General features: G+C 43.9%; 20 protein-coding genes, 1 tRNA gene and 1 rRNA gene. 14 read left to right on the top strand and 8 right to left on the bottom strand.

Annotated features, from left to right (window positions below; all coding sequences use genetic code 11):
* Position 1 precedes the first annotated feature (1 nt).
* From BMX02_RS11300 to BMX02_RS11340, 9 genes are all read left to right on the top strand, one after another.
* Positions 2 to 73, top strand: a tRNA-Cys gene (locus BMX02_RS11300).
* 24 nt (positions 74 to 97) lie between these two features.
* Positions 98 to 219, top strand: a 5S ribosomal RNA gene (gene rrf, locus BMX02_RS11305).
* A gap of 192 nt (positions 220 to 411) precedes the next feature.
* On the top strand, positions 412 to 1,464 hold the full coding sequence (locus BMX02_RS11310) for a permease (protein ID WP_091690863.1): 1,053 nt from the start codon (positions 412 to 414) through the stop codon (positions 1,462 to 1,464).
* A 43-nt stretch (positions 1,465 to 1,507) separates the two neighbouring features.
* Entirely contained in the window at positions 1,508 to 1,741 is a 234-nt protein-coding gene (locus BMX02_RS11315) for a thioredoxin family protein (RefSeq protein WP_091690864.1), read from the top strand.
* A 17-nt stretch (positions 1,742 to 1,758) separates the two neighbouring features.
* Positions 1,759 to 2,139 (top strand): putative zinc-binding protein, encoded by a 381-nt coding sequence (locus BMX02_RS11320; RefSeq protein WP_091690866.1) that lies wholly within the window; start codon positions 1,759 to 1,761, stop codon positions 2,137 to 2,139.
* Positions 2,140 to 2,235: 96 nt separating this feature from the next.
* Positions 2,236 to 3,687: a tRNA guanosine(15) transglycosylase TgtA gene (gene tgtA, locus BMX02_RS11325; RefSeq protein ID WP_091690868.1), complete on the top strand. Its 1,452-nt coding sequence runs from the start codon at positions 2,236 to 2,238 to the stop codon at positions 3,685 to 3,687.
* Positions 3,688 to 3,741: 54 nt separating this feature from the next.
* Positions 3,742 to 4,683 carry a UbiA prenyltransferase family protein gene (locus BMX02_RS11330; protein ID WP_177165274.1) on the top strand — a complete coding sequence of 314 codons (942 nt, stop codon included), beginning with the start codon at positions 3,742 to 3,744 and terminating at the stop codon, positions 4,681 to 4,683.
* 15 nt (positions 4,684 to 4,698) lie between these two features.
* Entirely contained in the window at positions 4,699 to 5,856 is a 1,158-nt protein-coding gene (locus tag BMX02_RS11335) for an NAD(P)/FAD-dependent oxidoreductase (protein ID WP_091690871.1), read from the top strand.
* A 4-nt stretch (positions 5,857 to 5,860) separates the two neighbouring features.
* Complete coding sequence (locus BMX02_RS11340) at positions 5,861 to 7,006, top strand: radical SAM/SPASM domain-containing protein (protein ID WP_091690873.1); 1,146 nt, start codon at positions 5,861 to 5,863, stop codon at positions 7,004 to 7,006.
* A 297-nt stretch (positions 7,007 to 7,303) separates the two neighbouring features.
* On the opposite strand, the gene BMX02_RS11345 is transcribed toward BMX02_RS11340, so the two are convergent.
* Entirely contained in the window at positions 7,304 to 8,161 is an 858-nt protein-coding gene (locus tag BMX02_RS11345; RefSeq protein WP_091690874.1) for a coiled-coil protein, read from the bottom strand.
* A gap of 72 nt (positions 8,162 to 8,233) precedes the next feature.
* A complete protein-coding gene (serB, locus tag BMX02_RS11350) occupies positions 8,234 to 8,851 on the bottom strand; it encodes a phosphoserine phosphatase SerB (RefSeq protein WP_244625306.1) in 618 nt (205 codons plus the stop codon).
* Between the two features lie 417 nt (positions 8,852 to 9,268).
* Here serB and BMX02_RS11355 point away from each other — a divergent pair, with 417 nt between their 5' ends.
* Both BMX02_RS11355 and BMX02_RS11360 read left to right on the top strand, forming a co-directional pair.
* Complete coding sequence (locus BMX02_RS11355; RefSeq protein WP_091690878.1) at positions 9,269 to 10,099, top strand: F420-dependent methylenetetrahydromethanopterin dehydrogenase; 831 nt, start codon at positions 9,269 to 9,271, stop codon at positions 10,097 to 10,099.
* Positions 10,100 to 10,133: 34 nt separating this feature from the next.
* A complete protein-coding gene (locus BMX02_RS11360; RefSeq protein ID WP_091690879.1) occupies positions 10,134 to 10,316 on the top strand; it encodes a hypothetical protein in 183 nt (60 codons plus the stop codon).
* Positions 10,317 to 10,417: 101 nt separating this feature from the next.
* Here BMX02_RS11360 and BMX02_RS11365 read toward each other — a convergent pair whose 3' ends face one another.
* Positions 10,418 to 11,011: a pyruvate kinase alpha/beta domain-containing protein gene (locus BMX02_RS11365; RefSeq protein WP_091690900.1), complete on the bottom strand. Its 594-nt coding sequence runs from the start codon at positions 11,009 to 11,011 to the stop codon at positions 10,418 to 10,420.
* 167 nt (positions 11,012 to 11,178) lie between these two features.
* Between BMX02_RS11365 and BMX02_RS11370 the strand changes: the two genes are divergently transcribed.
* On the top strand, positions 11,179 to 11,928 hold the full coding sequence (locus tag BMX02_RS11370) for a proteasome assembly chaperone family protein (RefSeq protein ID WP_091690881.1): 750 nt from the start codon (positions 11,179 to 11,181) through the stop codon (positions 11,926 to 11,928).
* A 5-nt stretch (positions 11,929 to 11,933) separates the two neighbouring features.
* Positions 11,934 to 12,323, top strand: coding sequence for a DUF473 domain-containing protein (locus BMX02_RS11375; RefSeq protein WP_091690882.1), 390 nt, complete (start codon positions 11,934 to 11,936; stop codon positions 12,321 to 12,323).
* Between the two features lie 52 nt (positions 12,324 to 12,375).
* Here BMX02_RS11375 and BMX02_RS11380 read toward each other — a convergent pair whose 3' ends face one another.
* From BMX02_RS11380 to BMX02_RS11390, 3 genes are all read right to left on the bottom strand, one after another.
* On the bottom strand, positions 12,376 to 12,993 hold the full coding sequence (locus BMX02_RS11380) for a DUF169 domain-containing protein (protein WP_091690884.1): 618 nt from the start codon (positions 12,991 to 12,993) through the stop codon (positions 12,376 to 12,378).
* Between the two features lie 26 nt (positions 12,994 to 13,019).
* Positions 13,020 to 14,639, bottom strand: coding sequence for an O-phosphoserine--tRNA ligase (gene sepS / locus BMX02_RS11385; RefSeq protein ID WP_091690885.1), 1,620 nt, complete (start codon positions 14,637 to 14,639; stop codon positions 13,020 to 13,022).
* 193 nt (positions 14,640 to 14,832) lie between these two features.
* Positions 14,833 to 15,108, bottom strand: coding sequence for a stationary phase-response protein (locus BMX02_RS11390; RefSeq protein WP_048196360.1), 276 nt, complete (start codon positions 15,106 to 15,108; stop codon positions 14,833 to 14,835).
* A gap of 116 nt (positions 15,109 to 15,224) precedes the next feature.
* On the opposite strand from BMX02_RS11390, the gene BMX02_RS11395 reads away from it, so the two are divergent.
* Positions 15,225 to 15,713 (top strand): Sjogren's syndrome/scleroderma autoantigen 1 family protein, encoded by a 489-nt coding sequence (locus BMX02_RS11395; protein WP_091690887.1) that lies wholly within the window; start codon positions 15,225 to 15,227, stop codon positions 15,711 to 15,713.
* A 114-nt stretch (positions 15,714 to 15,827) separates the two neighbouring features.
* Here the strand turns inward: BMX02_RS11395 and BMX02_RS11400 are convergent, their stop codons facing one another.
* Both BMX02_RS11400 and glyS read right to left on the bottom strand, forming a co-directional pair.
* A complete protein-coding gene (locus BMX02_RS11400; protein ID WP_091690889.1) occupies positions 15,828 to 18,086 on the bottom strand; it encodes a DEAD/DEAH box helicase in 2,259 nt (752 codons plus the stop codon).
* Positions 18,087 to 18,166: 80 nt separating this feature from the next.
* On the bottom strand, positions 18,167 to 19,906 hold the full coding sequence (glyS, locus tag BMX02_RS11405; protein ID WP_091690890.1) for a glycine--tRNA ligase: 1,740 nt from the start codon (positions 19,904 to 19,906) through the stop codon (positions 18,167 to 18,169).
* Between the last annotated feature and the right edge of the window lie 92 nt (positions 19,907 to 19,998).

A 19,998-nucleotide genomic window follows, 5' to 3' on the forward strand; every position in this document is an offset into this window, starting at 1 on the left:
TGCCAAGGTGGCGGAGCGGCTACGCAATCGCCTGCAGAGCGATTCCATTCCGGTTCGAATCCGGACCTTGGCTTTCATCCATTAATATGAGTTAGAGTACGGCGGCCATAGCGGCAGGGCAACTCCTGTTCCCATTCCGAACACAGAAGATAAGCCTGCCCACGTTGCTTACTGTACTGAGGTACGAGAGTCCTCGGGAAATCTGCGTCGCTGCTGTGCTCACTCTATTACCCTTTTTCTTTAACTGATCTTAACTCACTAGCTTTGACTTTGCTGTTCTGATATGTTTCTATTCATGATCACAATTTATAGATTCAAAGTGCTTAGCAGATATTTCTTTTTTCAAACAAAGAATTTCAATAAAAATTGAAATGGACAAGTTTATATGGCATTTCAACATTATTTGAAACCATGTCGCCTGATTATTCACTATACCTTATGGATGCTGGTCTGGAATCAGTTCAGAACTATCTTGCATTTCATGTATTGCTATGTCTGATCCCTGCATTTTTCCTGGCAGGTGCTATAGCATCCCTGTTCTCAAAGGAATCTGTATTGAAGTTCTTTGGAGCGGATGCACCGGGCTATGTATCATATACTGTAGCTGCGGTTTCAGGCTGTTTGCTGGCAGTATGTAGCTGTACGGTCCTACCTCTGTTTGCAGGAATTTATAAAAGAGGTGCGGGTATTGGTCCTGCAAGTACTTTCCTCTTTTCAGCACCTGCGATCAACATTCTAGCTATCGTCTATACTGCCAAGATCCTTGGTTATGATCTTGGTGCAGCCCGTGCCGTAATTGCAATCCTTCTCTCTATTGTGGTTGGTTTGTCAATGGCACTTATATTTGAGAAAAAATTGTCTGGCGAGAGTAAAGGCATAAAGACATTCGGAGCTGATGAGCATAAGAATAGTGCTTATCTGTTCATCTTGCTGTTGGCCATACTTGTAACACCTGAACTGATCTCCACTGATTTTTATCTGGGAGTTATAATGTCAGCACTCATACTGGTTACTATCTACTTCTCAAGAAAGTGGTTTACAAAAGAAGAGCTTGGTGAGTGGATGAGTGAAACCTGGTTCCTTGTCAAACAGATCACTCCTTTATTGCTTCTGGGAGTTTTCTTTGCAGGTATCATTGTTGAGATACTTCCAAAGGAATACGTTGTAGAATTTGTAGGTGGTAATTCCATCTCATCTAATTTCATAGCAGCAACATCTGCAGCACTGATGTATTTCTCAACTTTAACTGAAGTGCCTATAATCAGTGTACTGACTATACTTGGAATGGGTGAAGGTCCGTCTCTTGCAATGCTTCTGGCAGGTCCTGCCTTAAGTCTTCCAAACATGATAGTCATCAGCAGAATTATTGGTGCAAAGAAAGCATCGGTTTACATTTCCCTGATCGTTGTCATTGCTACCATTTCGGGATTTGCTTACGGAATGTTCATAGCGCAATTTCAATAAACATAAGTCATGTCCAAACATAATTAAAAAGTGAGGTTCAAAGATGAAAATAGAAGTTCTTGGATCAGGTTGCGCGAAATGCAACAAAGTGAAAGAAATAGTGCAAAAGTTAGTCAACGAAAACAACATCGATGCTGAGATTATTAAGGTCGAGGATATCGATAAAATATTGGATTATGGTGTAATGGTCACTCCGGCCCTGGTTATAGATGGGGATGTTAAGATCGCAGGAAAGATCCCTTCCGAAGATAAAGTAAGGGAATGGCTAATGCAGTAATTTCGGGGTATATTATTATGGCAGAAGATCTCAAATGTGCTTGTGACTCTACCAATGTAGCATTATTTTCATGCTCAGGTGCTTCTAACGTAGGACAACTTTCCAATCAGCTTGCCATTGAACTGACCGAAAAAGGAGTTGGTAAAATGATGTGTGCTGTTGGCATTGGGGGTGAGGTAGCTGGCCTTCTCAGATCAGCAGAAGGCTGTGATCGTATAATAGCTATCGATGGCTGTCCTCTCAACTGTACAAAGAAGACCCTTGAACTTGCAGGTCTTGAAGTGAACCGTCATATTCTGGTAACGGACCTTGGTATTAAGAAGAACAAGGATCTGAGGGTAAAAGGACCTGAATTGGCCGATACACTTGAAAAAGTGTCGGAAATTCTGGCAAATTAATTATGCAGATCTGGATTTTAAATAGATATGACCTTGTATTTCATGGGGCTTCCATGAAATACAAATATATAATATCAGCCAATATCTAATGCTCAAATGTCATCGATATTCGAGATAACCCATAAAGATGCTGCAGGACGTATCGGGAAACTGAAAACACCGCATGGTGTTGTGGAAACTCCTACTGTCATGCCTGTAATAAATCCGAACCTTCAGGTCATCAAACCTTCCGAGATGAAAGGTTTCGGTGCCCAGATGCTAATTACCAATTCATATATCATATCACGCAAGGACAATCTGCGCGAAAAGGCGCTAAAAGACGGCCTCCATTCTCTCCTTGATTATGACGGCCCCATAATGACAGATTCCGGCTCATTCCAGCTTTCTGTCTACGGTGATATCGATGTAACTAACGAGCAGATCATCGAGTTCCAGAAAACGATTGGCTCTGACATAGGTGTCCCTCTGGATATTCCTACGCCACCTGATGTTTCACGCAATCGTGCGGAATCCGAACTTAAGACCACTCTTGAGCGCTTAATAGAAGCACGTGGAATGGTCAATGATGAGATGCTTTTAGCAGGTCCCGTGCAGGGTTCTACGTATCCTGACCTGCGCCAGAAGTGTGCAGAGGATCTTCGGGAACACAAGTTCGATGTATATCCTCTCGGTGCAGTAGTTCCATTGATGGAATCCTATCGATATGCAGATCTTGTCGATGTGATCGTATCATCAAAGAAAGGACTGGACCCAACAGTGCCTGTACACCTTTTTGGTGCTGGACATCCAATGATGTTTGCACTTGCAGTAGCACTTGGTTGTGATCTTTTTGATTCCGCTGCTTATGCATTGTACGCTAAGGACAGGCGTTATATCACTTCCAACGGCACATATCACATTGATAACCTGAGCTATCTTCCATGCTCCTGTCCTGTATGTATATCCCATACAGCAGAAGAGATAAGGAAAGCTGATAATTGCAGTGAACTTCTCGCAAGGCATAATCTTTATGTTACATTTGAGGAAATGCGTCTTGTCAAGCAATCCATTAAGGAGGGCAATCTCCTGGAACTTGTGGAACAAAGATGTCGTACTCATCCGAGAATGCTGGAAGCACTAAAAAAGATGTATTCCTATTCCGACTGGATCGAGAAATATGACCCGGCATCAAAGTCCACATTCTTCTATTGTGGTCCGGAGTCTTCACAGAGGCCCGAAGTACTTCGCTTTTCCAATAAGCTTGAGCGTTTTACTATAAAGGGTTCTGCTGTAATCAGGCCGGCTTCAAAGAAAGATCTCAAAGGCTATGACAATGATCTGATCTTCAAAGCCCCATTTGGCGCATTCCCTGCTGAACTTGCTGAGGTATATCCTTTCAATGCAGAAGTGATCAGGACTCCTGATGTAGAATCTCTTGGAAAGGCCGTTGAGAACACTATCGCTCTTATCGAGTTAAATCCAGATACAAAGTTCACATTTATTAAAGAGGAAGGACTTGAACATCCTCTGTTCGAAAAGCTGGGACAGATCGCAGATATTAAAGAGTGATTTGTCACATTTTATAAGCATAAAATTTGAAGATATCATTCAATGGTGATTCATTTGGTATCAACAACAGGATCAAAGACACGTAACCCCTACTTAGAACTACTAAGGCCGGAAATATCGGATATGGATTTTGCCCTTCCGGCAGCAAGTGCTCTACTTGCATCATATCTGGCAACTTCTGCCCTTCCTCCGCTCATTCCTTTCATAATTGCTATTATTGGTGGATATGCAGCTATCACAAGTTCCTATGTGTACAACGATTGTTGTGATGTGGACATTGATCAAATAAATCTTCCTGACAGGCCACTTGCTTCATCGCAGCTGTCTCAAAAACAGGGTCTTACATATGCATTTATTCTATTCTTAATTGCCGCAGTTGCAGCATTCTACCTGAACCCTGAATCATTTATGGTTCTGGTTATTGCAGTTCTTACTATCAGTATCTATTCCAGGCTGGCAAAAAGGCTCACATTCCTGAGTTTTGTGCCCGTTGGTATAGCATACGGTCTTGTTCCTGTAGGTATCTGGCTTGCGTTCGATCCTGCCGGGATACTTCGGGGTAGCGATGGTGTTATCCTGCCATTGCCTGGTATATTCTTTTTCATAATGATGTGTGTGGCTGACTGGGGTTTCACGCTTTCCGGAGTATCCAGGGATGTAGAGGGTGATCGTGCAAAAGGTGCACCAACATTCCCGGTGACATTTGGGGTTCCTGCGACATCAAAGTTCGTCTTCATATGTTGGTCTGTGGGCATTCTTTCATCCTTTGCCATTGGTATAACCGCACATCTTGGTCCGATCTTCTTTGTAGGAGCAATTCTTTCCGGTATCTGGATGATAATGCAGGCATTCGACTTTGTTAAAAATCCTCTTCCACAACGTGGTGGAAGGCTATTCCTGCAGGGCTCAAGATACAGGGGTTTCATGTTCGGTTCCCTGATAGTCGATGTAGTGCTCTCTATAGTTTTAACATCTTATGCAGGTATCCTGTGGTGATCGGAGGTTCTTTAAATGGATGCAGATATAATTGTAATAGGTGCTTCTCCGGCGGGTCTGATGGCAGCAAGGAATGCTTCCCGAAAAGGAGCAAAGGTGCTCGTTGTAGATAAAAAGGAGATAATAGGCCATCCTACACATCCTGCTAATACTTTTTTCAAGGGTATGTTCGACAGGTCGCAAGAGCCTGTTGATCAGAGCTATGTAATAAAGAACATGAAGGGTGCTTACCTGATCGCTCCTTCCGGTGGCAGGGTTGCTATCGAGAGTCCTGCGTATTTCCTCGACCGGTTGAAGTTCGATGAATATTATGCAAACCAGACCATGGACGCCGGAGCAGAGCTTCGTATGGGTGTTGAGGTAAGTAGTGTCTTCAGAAGCAATGGTGTCATGAACCTCAGTACCTCGGATGGCGTTTTATCCTGTTCTCTGGTGATCGTGTCCGATGGCATCAATTCAAAGATGGCCGGTTTGCTTGGACTCAAGCCAATGAGGTATCCCAATGATATTGCATGGGCAATGGAAGCATTTGTAGAGGCCGAAGGCATTGGTGAGCCTGATATGTTCGAATATTATGTTGGAAATCATTGCCCTGGTTGGAAATCCACTTATTCTCCATGTGGGGGAAACCTTGCCACTCTTGGAGTTTATGTAAGGCGGCATGGGAAGGATGTATCTCCATTCTTTGAAAGATGGGTTGAAAAATTCAAGCAAATAAAAGGTCTTGATGAACTTACTGTCCTTGAAAGATCTGTAGGTGGAGATCCTATTATCACTATACCCAAACAGATGCTGACTGATGGTGTGATGTTGGTTGGAGGGGCTGCAGGACAGTCCGGTATAGGATATAGTATGCATGCAGGACAGATGTGTGGTGATGTAGCTGCAGAAGCTATTGCAAAAGGTAACGTATCGGCAAAGTTTCTTTCTGAGTATCGTAAGAGGTGGAATGCCGAATACAAGGCAGAGTACCTGCTTGGCCGTATAGGTCTGGAAACACTGCGTAAAATGACAGACCCTGAGATAGACGATCTTATAAAGACGTTCGAAGGCGTGGATTTCTCTTTCCTTTCAGGTACTTCTTTCCACAGGTCAATGCAGCTTGGTCTTTTTATGCTAAAGAAGAATCCGAAGTCCCTTCTGGCTTACAGGGCCTTATTGAGGAACAAGTGATCTTATGGTAAATGACAAGAGGTATTATTTTTACAAAAATCCCTTTTACAAGGTCTATGCCACGATCGAAGATGGAATTGTCAGGATGCATACTTCAGGAGTTGCATCACGTGCTATCAAACCACTGACTTCTGAGATGCTGGATCTTTTTGAAGGACAAAGACCTGCATTGGTAAAAGAGAACGAGCTTGTTTTTTCTACGTGGATGCCCCCTATACCCAGCAAGGCCTTTGATCGCCTGGTATCAAGTCAGATGGGTTACATACGTGGGAAGATGGTTCCGGAACAGGTCACAATTTCCATCACTGAGGATTGTCCCAATAACTGTATACACTGTGCTCTTCCTGATACTCTGAACAGGTCTTCGTTGTCTGCTGAGGATGTCAAAAGTACAATTGATCAGGTTCTCGATATGGGCTCGACCTTTATTGTTTTTGATGGTGGCGAACCGCTTGTTTATGAGGGGCTTGAGGAGCTTATCAGCTATGTTGATCGGGACCTTGCTACTACCGGAATGTTCACTTCGGGTGTGGGGTTGACAAAAGAGCGTGCAATTTCCCTTAAAGAGGCAGGGCTCGATATGTTGAGCGTAAGCCTTGACAGTTCTACCGAAAAAGGACATGACACTATGCGAGGGCGAGTGGGTGTGTTCAAGGATGCCATTGGTGCTGTTAAGAATTCACTTGATGCTGGTTTGCTCGTGAATATCTATGTGGTCATATCTCCAAGAAACATAGATGAACTGGATGATTTCTACAAAATAGCAACAGATCTTGGTGTCCATGAGATCTCTTTCTTCGAGATAGTCCCTACGGGACGCTGGATGAACCGTCTGGATGAGATGATGAGTGCAGAGGATCACAGGAAGTTCGACGATTTCGTGAAGCGTACTGGGAACATGGATGGTCCTAAGGTATTCCCAATCCCTCATGTACTAAAGAAGATGGGATGCTTTGCAGGAAGAAAGTGGCTTCACATAACTCCGGAAGGTGACATATTCCCCTGTTCGTGCCTTCCTCTGTCCTTTGGAAATATTCACGATGACAAGCTTTCCGATGTCTGGCGCAAGATCCGTAAGGACTCGACCTATAATGGTGGAACCTGCCTTATGAGGGATTCAAATTTCAGGAAACTGCATAACTTCGATTAATCTTTTTGTTCAAAAGGTCATTTTAAGTTAGAACTAGTGATGATCGGTCTTATATTTTTATGAACTTATCAGTTTGAATTGACCTATCTAATAATTGATCTAACTATCGATCGAATTATTTCTATTTATTTATTTATTTATTTATTTATTTATTTATTTATCTGAAACAAATAGTGATAACTATCAAGCTATCCATTACTAAAAAAACAGTACTTAAAAAGATGGATCAGATAGATCCTATGAATGTTAGAATAAATTGAGGGTGAATAACCACCCTCGATGTTGTCAAATTTTCGATTAAAGCAGACCGGATTTCTGCAAGGTCATTAGGTTCTCTGTGGTGAGCTTCTGACCGGACTTGAACTTGTCAAAGATGTCTTCTGCATCTTTTCTCACATCTTCCATGGATGCGACCTTCCTGCCAGTGTCTTCGCCTTTCCTAATCTTGCGAACTTCTTTATCGATGTCCCTGATCTCTTTCTGTGCTGCAATGAATAACTTGTGTTGTTCATCAGCCTTTTCCTGGAACTCGACAAACTGTTTGTGAGCAGCATCAGATTCTGCACGCATCTTGTCGGCTTCCTTGAAAGTGGAGATCATCTTGTCATGATATTCCTGTGCTTTCTGTGCGTATTCTGAAAGGACATTGTGGAATTGTGATGCTTCGTCGCGAATCTCCTGTGCTTCTGTTAATAGGGTCTTAAGCTCTGTGTTGCTCTCGAGCTGTTCCTGCTTAACGACATAGAGTTTCTGAAGCTCTGTGATCTTGTTGACCAGTTCCTTTTCCTTGCCTGGTGTCAGCACTTCTGTCTGCTGTGTGAATTCAAGACGGTCAATATCTTTTCTGATATCCTTGATGGATGGACCGGTAAGATTGTGTGCGGTACGTAATGCATCGACCTTTGCAAATACTTCGTTGGCCTTGGCATTGATCTCGTCACGCTTTGCCTTGTTCTCTTTAACCTGCTCATTGTTCTCGTCACGGAGCTTCTTGTATTCCTGTGCTTCGTTGATGAGTTCCTTTGTGCTCTTGTTGAGATCATTGCGCTTTGCAGCCAGAGTGCTTGCTTCAGCGTTCAATCCATTTCTCTTTTCTTTAGCTTCTTCAGATGCAGTTTTAAGATCCTGCCTTTTGGTGTTCAATTCTTTCAACATGTTCTATATATCCTCCCGCTCCAGCAAAAAAGCTGGCATTTCATGCATTTCTAATGCACGATGCGTAGGGCTTTAATCCAGATCAAGTGAATCTATGATCGGAATTATTGCCCTAAGGTCTTTTTGGGTAACAACCTCATCTGCATATTGGCGCAGAATTGGTTTTGGATTAAATGCAATTGCACATCCTGCTCGTTTAAAGAGGCAAATATCGTTGGCACCATCACCAACAACGATGCAATCAGAGGTTTCAAAACCGATCTCCTTTGCGATCATTTCAAAGACCACTTCTTTGGAGCAATTATCTGTCATTGGACCACTGACCTCGCCTGTAAGATATCCGTTCTTTACAGCAAGCACATTCGAGTATACGTAATCTATACCAAGGAGTTCACCAACCCTGTCAGTTGATAGCGTGAAGCCACCTGACAGCATTGCTGTTTTGAATCCCAGGGATTTTACATGTTTTACAAGTTCTTCTGCACCCGGCATGAGTTTCATAGACCTCATTGCTTCCTGTGCAGTTTCCAGCTTCAATCCTTTTAAAAGTATAACTCTGTCCTTTAAAGCCTGATTATAGTCGATATCGCCATTCATTGCTTTTTCTGTAACAACAGAAACCTTGTCCACAACGCCTGCAGCACGTGCAAGTTCATCAATACTTTCTGCATCGATGAGCGTACTGTCCATATCAAAAACGATCAGTTTAGAATATCTTTTCTGAGAAATATTATTGCTGGAATTCACTTGACCATACCTGAAACTTTAAAATCCTGATTACGGATCAGTAATAATGGGATGTACTGAGATTGAAGTACAATTCCCTACATTACTTTTAAGCTTTTCGGGTAGGATATGCCTTCTGAAACAGATCGTTAATCCAAATACTAACATAATATACACTATATGGGATAGCATAAGGGATAAAACAGTTGCTCTATATTTTCTCTTCTATATTTATTTTTAAAACTAGCAAAGTACAAACTTGATGTGCTTTCGAAAACTTCGCTTTATTTTTGTGAAATCGATGTATTCTCAGATTGTGGTCTTGTGGAAATAATCAAAAATATTATATCCTAACCCGTAGTTGCAGTAATGTGATCTACTATGGCAAAAATAGGATTTATTAAATTAGGTAATCTTGGTATGAGTCAGGTCATTGACCTTGTTCAGGACGAGATCGCAGCAAGAGAAGGTATCAGTATACGTGTTTTCGGAACTGGTCCTAAGATGGGTAAAGCAGAAGCTGCAGAGACAGAAGCATTCAAGGAATGGGGTGCTGATTTCTATGTCATGATCAGCCCTAACTCAAGTGCACCAGGTCCAACCGCTGCACGTGAGCTGTACAAGGACGTTCCATGCATCGTGATCTCCGATGGTCCAACCAAGAAAGATGACAGACAGGCACTTCAAGACGCAGGCTTCGGTTACATCGTAATGACCGTAGACCCACTTATCGGTGCAAAGACAGAGTTCCTTGATGCTGTAGAGATGGCATCCTTCAACTCCGATGCAATGAAGGTCCTCTCAACCTGTGGTGTTGTCAGGATGATCCAGGAAGAACTTGATGCAGTTGCCGCACAGGTCGATGAAGGCAAGTCAGGAAAGGACCTTGAGCTTCCACACATTCTCGCAAAGCCAGAGAAGTGCATCGAGCGCGCAGGTTTCAACAACCCATACGCAAAGGCAAAGGCACTTGCAGCACTCCACATGGCTGACAAGGTCGCACAGATCAACTTCCCTGCATGCTTCATGATGAAGGAGATCGAACAGGTCACACTCACAACTGCTACCGGTCATGAAATGATGCGCGCAGCAGCACAGCTTGCAATCGACGCACGTGAGATCGAGAAAGCAAACGACTCTGTCTTCAGGCAGGCACACTCAAAGAAAGGTGTCCTGATGACAAAGACCGCATTGTACGAAAAGCCACAGTAAGTGTCTTTTCGACACTTATTCTTTTTTTAATTACATGGATACTTTAACTGTAATCGGTATTGCAACTCTTGCCTTCGTGCTCATTGTAGCTTTTACCGCAATGAACCTGAAAGCTGCTTCAAGTTTCAAAAAAGAGGCATCAGGACCATCAAGGTTTGCTTCCGGAAACAACACTCCTGTCGAGAAGGATGAAGACGAAGAAGCGAATGTGGAATAAGTTGGACAAGAAGGTCGACTATAAAAAGAAGATGGCATCTCTAAAGATGCCTTAGATGTAATACGTATTTTAACTTGATTCTGTTTCAATCTGATTTAATCTTATTTTGGTTCTTCCTTTGCACGTGGCATTGCTAGGATCTCGCGAACCTGCAAATTGAAGAAGTTCTGTGAATGTGCGGGTCTCACCACAAGCGCTACATCAGCACCTTGACGTGTTCCTCCGATGGCTATTACTTCGGTATCCTTTGAGACCGGGATATGGCCTGAATCTGCTGCCATCATCACAACTTCCAGGGCGACCTTGAAGCCTTTTCCGAAGACTGCACGCAGTGTGTCAGAGATTACATCTGCACGACTTGCACCGCCCAGTCTCTTTGAGATCGCACGTTCTACCCCTGAGAACATGTGTGATTGTGTGGTGACCAGAACGCCCATTTTCTGAAGTTTTTTCAGGTTATCTTCGTCCATTTCCCAGTTCCCATCCTCACGGAGTCCGTACTGGTGGGTTATGGCAATGATCTTTATGTCTTTGCCCTTTACCTCTTCTGCCATCTTCAGGGCTGTATGACCTTCAGTACTCGAAAGAACAATATATTTTATTCCCAGTTCTTCTGCTCTTTCAGCAGCTACCTTCACAACATCGTCGGTGTTCTGTTTGCCGACATCATCGAAATATTGTATAGATCTCTCCATGATCATTTCTCCATTCTTTGAATGCATTTTGTCATCATCGGTCTTATGTATGTCGTTCTCCGGTCTAATAACGATGTTCTTATCTATGAGAATCTCCAATTATCTAATAAGTGTAAAGTATACGAACTGAATAGTGATGGGGTTACATTTTATAGAGGGTGATTTTTTTGTCAGAAACAGATGATTATGACGCGATCGATGTAGAGATCATAACAAAACCTGTAAGATCAAAAGAGCCGATATTGATCGAAGGTTTTCCAGGAATAGGTCTTGTAGGCAATATTGCCAGCCAGCAAATTATCGAAGAACTGGACATGGAATATATCGGTTCCATTGAATCCAGGTATTTCCCTCCTATAGCTGTTCTGTATGAGGGTCTTGTCAACATGCCGGTCAGGATATACGAGAGTGAGGAACATAACATTGTGATGGTGGTATCCGATATCCCTATCAATCCTTCTGTTTCCTATGATGTCAGCAAGGCACTTGTCGGCTGGGCTAAATCTGTCGGTGTAAAAGAGGTTATCTCTATCGCAGGTATTGCTACTATGGGGGAGGATAACAAGGTCTTTGGTGCAGCGACCAATGAAGAAATGCTGGAAAGGATCAAAGAAAAGGTAGAGATCTTCCAGATGGGTACGATCTCCGGTATTTCCGGTAGTGTAATGGCAGAATGTTTCATGCATAATCTGCCGGCCATAAGCCTTCTTGGGGCAACCAAGACCCAGAACCCTGATCCCCGGGCAGCAGCAGTAGTTGTAGATGTTCTGAATTCCCTTTATGGATTTTCAATAGATACGGAGGGCCTTATTGAGCAGGCAGAGAAGATCGAGGTTGAGATGCAGAAGCTTGCTGAAGATGTTCGCACAACTGAACAGTCAACAATACCAAGAAAAGAGTTCCCAATGTACGGGTGATCAAAATGGAATACGTCGCACTTACGGGTATATCGGATTCAGCTATCTCTGAGTTGAAGGACCATCAGTTGCGCACGATCGAGATACGCACTCCTCAGAACTTTTTCACATCTTTGAATGTGGGTGTTGGTGATGATATCTTTCTGACTCACACATCCATACAGGATCTAACACGTGGCAACACAGGTATTATTGCAAAAGTGATAAAACACCAGCTGTCAACACACAGGACCATAACCGGGAACGATATGTTCTTTGAAGAACATGAGACCATGATGATCCGGCTTCAGCTCCAGGCCAAAGGCATTGCCCGCATAAGCAAGGTACTTTCCAACGAAATTGGAAAAGAGACTCGTGTGGTAGCTGAGGATATGTGCTTCTACGAAGCACGTTAAAGTTTTATCAAAGTACATAAAGAAAGCTGGGTCGAAGCACATTAAGGCTTGATCAATTTCTTGTTTCAGGGATGTTCCTTAATCCCTTTTCTATTTTTTCAGCTTTGTCAAAGCGTATGCCTATGGGTATCTCATTATCACTATAGCCACTGTGCTTGCGGGAACCTTTACAGCCGTAGGACAATCCTATCCCTTTTTCGTATGCAAGGGCTGTGCAGTCTCCGCATATGGAAGCTGCACCGAAGGTATCGATGCACAAACGCTCTCCATCGTTATATGCCATAGCCTGAACGATTCTCATAGCTTTTTCAGGTATCAGGTAGAGTATCATCACATCAAAGTGACCATTGTTGTTTGACAATGGCTCGATCTTTATGTGGTCATATTCCCTGTTGACCCTTGGGAGAGAAGAAGCTGCGTTGGCAGCAGTTTTTTTGTCAACATAACGGCCGGACTTGAGGTAATAGCCATCCGGCTTGTCTTCAGAAACTCCGAGAACATATTTTCCCGGAGGGCATCGCTGGGAAGAGGCAAGGAATACCTCTCCGTCGCGTGCTTTTGTAATAAGTTCACAGTACAGGAGGTCGTATTCTTCTCCTGATCCTTCATTTTCAAAGGTTATGCAGACGGGCTCACCTTTATCCATGAGCTTTGCGATCTCTGTGAACATATTTCCTCTTACAAATGATTTTGTTTTTATTCGATCTCTGCCCTGACAGTTGTGAAAACAGGTCCGCGGATGTCAATTTTCTTATTCTTGCCTGTTATATATCTCTGGGCAAGCGGGTCGAGCTTTATGTTGATCTCGGATGGTACCTTGACGATCCTGACACGGGTTTCCACTGTACTCTCGCCGTTCTCAACAGCTTCTTCGATCTCCCGGGCTGCCTGTGCGGCAAAAGCATCAAGGAACCTTACACCTGTTCTTGCAGAGTGGTTCTCGTAAGCCTTCTTCCATTTCTTGTTGTTGGGAAGTCCCAGAACGTCATTCTCATAGACAAGTACTTCATTGAATGTTGCCGGTCCGCAGAGCTTTGTATCCTCTTCAGGCTCCACCACGGATACTTTGACCTTCTTTCCGTTGATCGATCCTTCCCAGGCGGCAAATTCGCATGGGCTTGGTTCTGATGAGTGGAGTTCGCATTGCTCAACGATACTGTCCATGATCTCCTGACCTTCGGTGGTTTCAGGCAACTTATCTACAAATATCATCTTTGCCAGTTCTCCGTCCTTCAAGGTCCATTCGGAATACTGTGGGATCTGTGGATATGTCAGGGCACGCAGGTCAGTGGAGTCGTGAAGGATCATGGCGAGCCTTTCAACACCAAGTCCAAGATTCATGACCGGGTATGGTATGTCGTACTCTGAAAGAGCGGTTGGTGAATAGATCCCAAAGGTTGCGATCTCTATCCAGCCATCGGAGTATTTTGTATTTGAACCCACAAGTTTTGGGTGGTATGCAAATACTTCGATCTGTGTGTCAGGGACATAATATTTGCTTCTCTTCTCATCAGGCCTGAAAAGGAACTTTTCGAAACCAAACTGGGACAGGAGTCCCTGTGCAACTGCCTTTCCATGGTCCACTGTGACATCTTCGTCCATGATCACACATGATGCGGTATAGTAGGTCATGAGCCTTGATGCATCTTCCTGCTGCTCTCTCCGGAAAGCACGGTCAATTGAGAAGAAGTGGAATGGGGGTCTTGCACGTTCCAGTATTCCTGAAAGGGAAAGGAACCATCCGGATGTCATGTGACTTCTAAGTGTTTTCCTGGTAGCCTGAGGAGTAAGTTCCTTGAATTCCGGGAAGACCTGATCGATCATTTCGACAACAAGTGAATCTGATACATCAAGCTTAAGGGCGATCTCGGGGACAAGGTCATCTCCTTCAACTTCTCCTTTCTTATATGAATGGAGAACTTTCCTGATGATCTCGATACCGTCATCATCAATGCCTCCAAGCATCTCTTTTATTGTTGCAATCCTCTGGTCGGAGATGCCGACGTTTGGTCTTGGTAATCCTGCCAGGTAGAAACAGCGGTCAAGGACTGCCAGTGCTTCGTGGCCGAACTGCTTGTGAACTTCACGCTCATCCACAATTAGTGGATTCATCATCTCATCAAAGCCCATGCGCATATAGGCTTCTCTGAGCTTTGATATTGTATCGTAGACCGGATGTGCTTTTCCGAAATTGAATGAGGTGTGTGGGTACTGCTGATTCAGACCTGATCTGTGAACAAGGTCCTTCCCATTTTTCCATGCAGCATCAAAGTCTTCTTTGGTTGCTTTCCTTATGGCTTCAGGATTGAATTTCATGGTAAAATCTCTTTTAATTTATAGTAATGATCGTCGTTAGTAATCGTAATTTCATGCATAAAAAGTTATCAATGGCTATTACACTTACGTTCGGGAACAGCATGTAAGCTACAAGATGCATAAAATAAAAGGATAAGTTTGGTCTGAATTATCAGACCGGATCTCTTCCCACTGATCGTGGGTCGCTTTGATATTAATCGTCTACAGGAATTGTTTCAAGCTGGCTTGCAACATTCCAGATAAGGGTTCTTGTGTGCAACGGGATGTTTGGGTCGTTGCTGATGTCTTCCAGTATTGAAATGCTGGATGATGTTCTAAGGAAAAGTGGCTCTGCTTCGTTGTTCAATGTTGCAAGGATGTCATTTGCTGAACGTCTGATGTTCCTTGGAACTGAATTATCGTTTGCGATGTGTTCTAACACTTGTGTACATTGCTTAATGACGTCTTCAGGTTGGCTGGCTCCTAACATTTGGATCACCTTAAAATGGTTTAATGATATAAAATAAGAATCAATGCTGTAGTATCCCTAACAATTATATCCTATAAAAAGACTTTCATTCATGGAGTAAGTGAAAAGGTGAATAAATGAGCGATAGTGATGATAAAATAAAACAGATATCAAGACTACTGGAACTTGGTGGCACAATGCTTGCACAGCACTGCACAACATGTGGAGCTCCTATGTTCAGGTATCACGGTGATGTCCTTTGTCCTCTCTGCCAGGGTGAAGGCGTTGGCACGGATATGGCTTCACAGGAACAAATGATGAGGCCAGAAGCATCCACAGTTCCACAGAAGGCTGCAGGTCATGGAGTCACAACATTTTCAGAACCTGCAGGACAACTTTCGGCAGATCAAGTCCCAATCTCTTTTGCTTCTCCTGATGTCCGGTCGGAATCTGTGCCGACATCGCCAATTAAACACGTGGAAGGCATGGGTTCAGTTGCTGATATGCTGAAAATGAAGTTAGAGTCCATCGCAAGTCTCATTCAATCCGAGAATGACCCTCGCAGGATCAGGGAGTATCTTGAGATCATGGAAAAATGCCTTGATATCCTTGAAAGACTTAATTGAATGGCCTGACTGATGTAAATATCAGTCTAATAGATTAGGTGTGGGTCAGGCCAATAAAAATAGAAATCAATATGTTTTAACCGGATGCAAGGTAATTCTGGCCCTGCTCTCCTTTTATCCTTTATATTTGCTTGTAAGAATTTCCCTCATCTTTGATGCGGTCTTTGGTCCTATGTTCCTGACTTTGATTAATTCATCCTGCTCTGCCTTCATAATATTTTCGACTGTATCAAAATGTTCGAGCAGATTCCTCGCAGCATTGGGACCAATATCACTAATGGAGGACACAATGTATTCCTGCTGCTGTGAAAGTAACATTGATGACTTCTTTCCGTGCACACTGATATCTCGCTTTTCATCAACCTGTTCCCTTTTTGCCAGGATGCTGATCAGGGATGCTGTATCTTCAGGATCTCGTGTGTATAGCACAGAGACGCCGAAATCCAGCACAAGGGATGCAAGGGTTCCGTGTATTACATTCGGATTAAGCATTCTGGAGGTGAACAAGCCTTTTCCCTCTATTATCAGTATGGGCTTATCATAGGCTCCTGCAAGGTCAGATATCTGCCTGAAAAGGTCCCTGTCAAGCAGGGAACTCACAAAGTCCTCGGCACTCTTACGCTCAATGGCTGTCCTGTCGCTGACGATATAATCTCCGACCTCAAGGGTCTTGACAACTATATTAATCCCCATCTTCTCAAGGTTTCGTGCAACAGTGCTTCGGATCTCCCTCTGGTCAAGGACAACTGTCACTTCGTTATCTGTAAAATCTGAGAGTCCTGTCTGCTGCTTCTGGGTGACTCCAAATTCGCTTGTAACATCCTGATTCCCATTATCAGAGGACATTCTGTCCTGCCATTGTTGCATATTGCTCTGCATCCGGCGTTCCTTATGGGTACAGCTCCAGTAGTATGCTTCATCCCGTGTGCCTTTGGTCACAAGGACGACAACCCTTCCTTCATGTTTCCTGCCTGTACGACCTTTTCTCTGTATACTCCTTATCTCGGAGGGCACCGGTTCGTAGAACAGTACAAGGTCGGTAGCAGGTATGTCGAGTCCCTCTTCAGCCACTGAGGTTGCTACAAGGACATTATACTCTCCGGCCTTGAACTTCTCTATGATCTCAACCTGCTGTTTCTGGGTGAGCCCCTTGTCGCGAAACTTTGAGCTTTGTCCTACGAACTTGATAGGTCGTATTCCTTCCATTTTGGAAAGTACACTTGTCACCATCTCAGAGGTGTCACGATAATTTGTAAAGACAATAACCCGGGAATCCGGTTTGTCTTTGAGTTCCTTTGAAACAAGATCACTAACAACCGCAAGTTTTGGATGTTCGGTGCTGCATTCCTTTATCCTGTGGTAGAACTGTCTCATATAGAGGTCTTCAGAAAGACGTTTTGCAGCCTTGCTTCCGCTCTTTGAGGTGGCTTCGTTCTCCAGCCGGTCAGCATATTTTGAAAGGGATTCGATGCCCTGTGTTTCAATTATCTCTACAGCATGATTTACTTTCATGATCTCAGCCAGTATGGATAATGCACTGAACACTGCAGGATCGGCCATACCTCTCAGTTCGCCCTGCAACTTTTTCTGCAGGCCCAGCAGATCCCTCTTTGAAGCATTCTTCCCGTATGGAAGTGAATATCCAAGTTCTCCGAGTTTCTTGAACCTGTCATCAAGCACTTTGTCCAGAAGCTTCTTCAACTCCTTCATTTCATCCGGTAGTACAACGTGCTTCCATTCTATCTCTTTTTTGTGAATGTATGGTGCAACATCAGAATCGGATTCTGTCTTGATGGCAACTGAACTTATGAAGAGGTTATTGCAGACCTCACTGATCTTCTCATCGGTACTTCCCGGGCTTGCAGTGATCGCAAGACAATGCGGGTTTTTAGCGTCCTGAAAATATCTCTCAGCAATGTAGGTGTAAGCATAATTGCCGACAGCCCTGTGTGCCTCGTCAAAAGTGATGTGTGAAATATCCTCGAGGCTTATCCTTTTTGTGAGGATGTCGTTCTCGATGACCTGTGGTGTTGAGATGATCACTCGTCCCTTTTCCCAGAGCTTTGCCCGGTTTTCAGGGGAAACTGCACCTGTGAATGTCAGTATCTCTTCTTCGGGTACATTAAGGGCAGTCTTTAAAAAAGAAGCATGTTGCTCAACGAGTGGTTTAGTGGGGGAAAGGATCAGCACCTTCCCACCGGTTTTTTCCAATCTGGAAACAATAACAAGAAGAGCAACGATGGTCTTGCCAAGACCGGTTGGCAACACTACCAGTGTTGGTGCTGATAGTGCCTTTCCGGCAAGGTCAAGTTGATAGAGTCTTTGTTCTATAGTATCTGATTTGACCAGGGGGTGTTTGATGTAGTTGCTCATATTCGTTATAGGTTTGAAAGTTGCTTGATGCAATTACGTTCTTAACCTTATTAAATATGAGGCAAGTGGTGTGAAAGTATTTACAGCTTCACACCTGCGGTCTCAAAGTCCCTCTTTCCATAGACAAGGTCGTATATTACATCTTCAATACCATCTACTGGAGCCCTGACCTGTTCCATTGTATCACGGTCACGAATGGTCACGGAATTATCCTCGAGTGTATCGTAATCGATGGTTATGGAATATGGGGTACCTATCTCATCGTTCCTTCGGTAACGGCGACCGATAGCTCTTGAGTCATCATAGGCTACAAGCAGTCCCCTGTTTCGAAGCTTTTCTGCTATCTGTTTTGCAGGATCCATCAGTTCTTCTCTTGTAAGCAGTGGCAGGATCGCTACCTGCACAGGGGCGACCTCGTTCTGGAACCTGAGGACTATCCTTTCCTCTTCCTCTCCTTCGGCAGCGACCATTTCTTCTTCAAAAGCATGTTCCATGGTGCAGTAGAGGATCCTGTCAATACCATAGGATGGTTCGATGACATGCGGTACGATCTTTTCTCCGCTGACCTTGACAGTTTCCTGTGTATAGGATATGATGTCAGAAGGTACTGTGAAATCCTCGCCATCAACGGTTACCTTGATCTCTTCCTTGTCAAGCTCGTCGGAGCTTAATTCTTTAAGTGCATCGGCAACAGTCTTTGCCTTTCCTTTGAACAGAGGTCCCATTTTGGCCATGTTGGGCTTGACCACGAACTGTTCGATCATCTTCGGCTCATCGTATTCGACATGGACCACAAGTTCTGTGCCGCTTGTTTTTGCATGTGCCATCAGGTCATAGTCTGTCCTGTCTGCAATTCCAACGACCTCGATCCACCCGAACCTGTCTGTCAATATCTCAGCATCCCAGCAATCGATAGCGTAGTGTGCCATCTCATCCTTCTGGTGCTGCCTGAACCTTAGTTTGTCTGCAGCAATACCTACACGCTGCAGGAAGTTGTTTGTAAGTGCAATGTGATATGCCAGGAACTCATGTGCGATGATCTTCCTGTCGATGGCTTCCCTGACGGTCATCTGTTCGATAACGCCCTTCTGCTGTGCTTCATCTGAGTAGAGATTTAATGTAACATCTTCGAACCTTCCAATGTTTGGATGGGTCTTTTCTTCCGGATGAGTGAATATCTCTGCTTCTGCCTGTGTAAATTCACGAAGTCTTATCACTCCCTGTCTTGGTGAGATCTCGTTACGGTATGATTTTCCTATCTGGGTTGCACCGAAGGGCAGCTTTTCACGATAGTATCGGGACAATCTCTGGAAATTCACGAACATTCCCTGTGCAGTTTCAGGACGCATGTAGCCCTGTCTTCCTGTGCCCGGGCCAATACTTGTCTTGAACATCAGGTTAAACTCATAAGCCTCACCAAGTTCACCGCCACATTCAGGGCACCCAATGTTGTTCTCTTTGATCAGCCTGTCAAGTTCCTCGTTGCTCAAAGCATCTGCAATTTCTACGATCTTGTCAACAAGGTGATCTGCCCTGAATGCTTCACCACATTCTTTACATTCGCAGAGTGGGTCGGAAAAACCTCCGACATGACCGGATGCAACAAAAACATCTTCTATGCCAATTGTAGGTGTTTCGATCTCCATGAACCCTTCATGGATGACGTAGAGTTCACGCCAGATCTGCTCGATCCTGCGTTTTAAAGTGCTTCCAAGAGGTCCGTAATCGTAAAAACCTGCAGCCCCTCCGTACAGCTCAAAGGAGTTCCACAAAAAACCTCGTCTTTTTGCCAGTTCAATTACCTGTTCATACCTGTCCATGATAGATCCTCATAAGTTCGCGATCATATTGTTGGGGGTGATAATATGCTATATTATCGATATTTCCTGTTTGTATGCAATGGGAATATCTG

The organism is Methanococcoides vulcani (genome assembly GCF_900111645.1).
Taxonomy (GTDB): Archaea; Halobacteriota; Methanosarcinia; order Methanosarcinales; family Methanosarcinaceae; genus Methanococcoides; species Methanococcoides vulcani.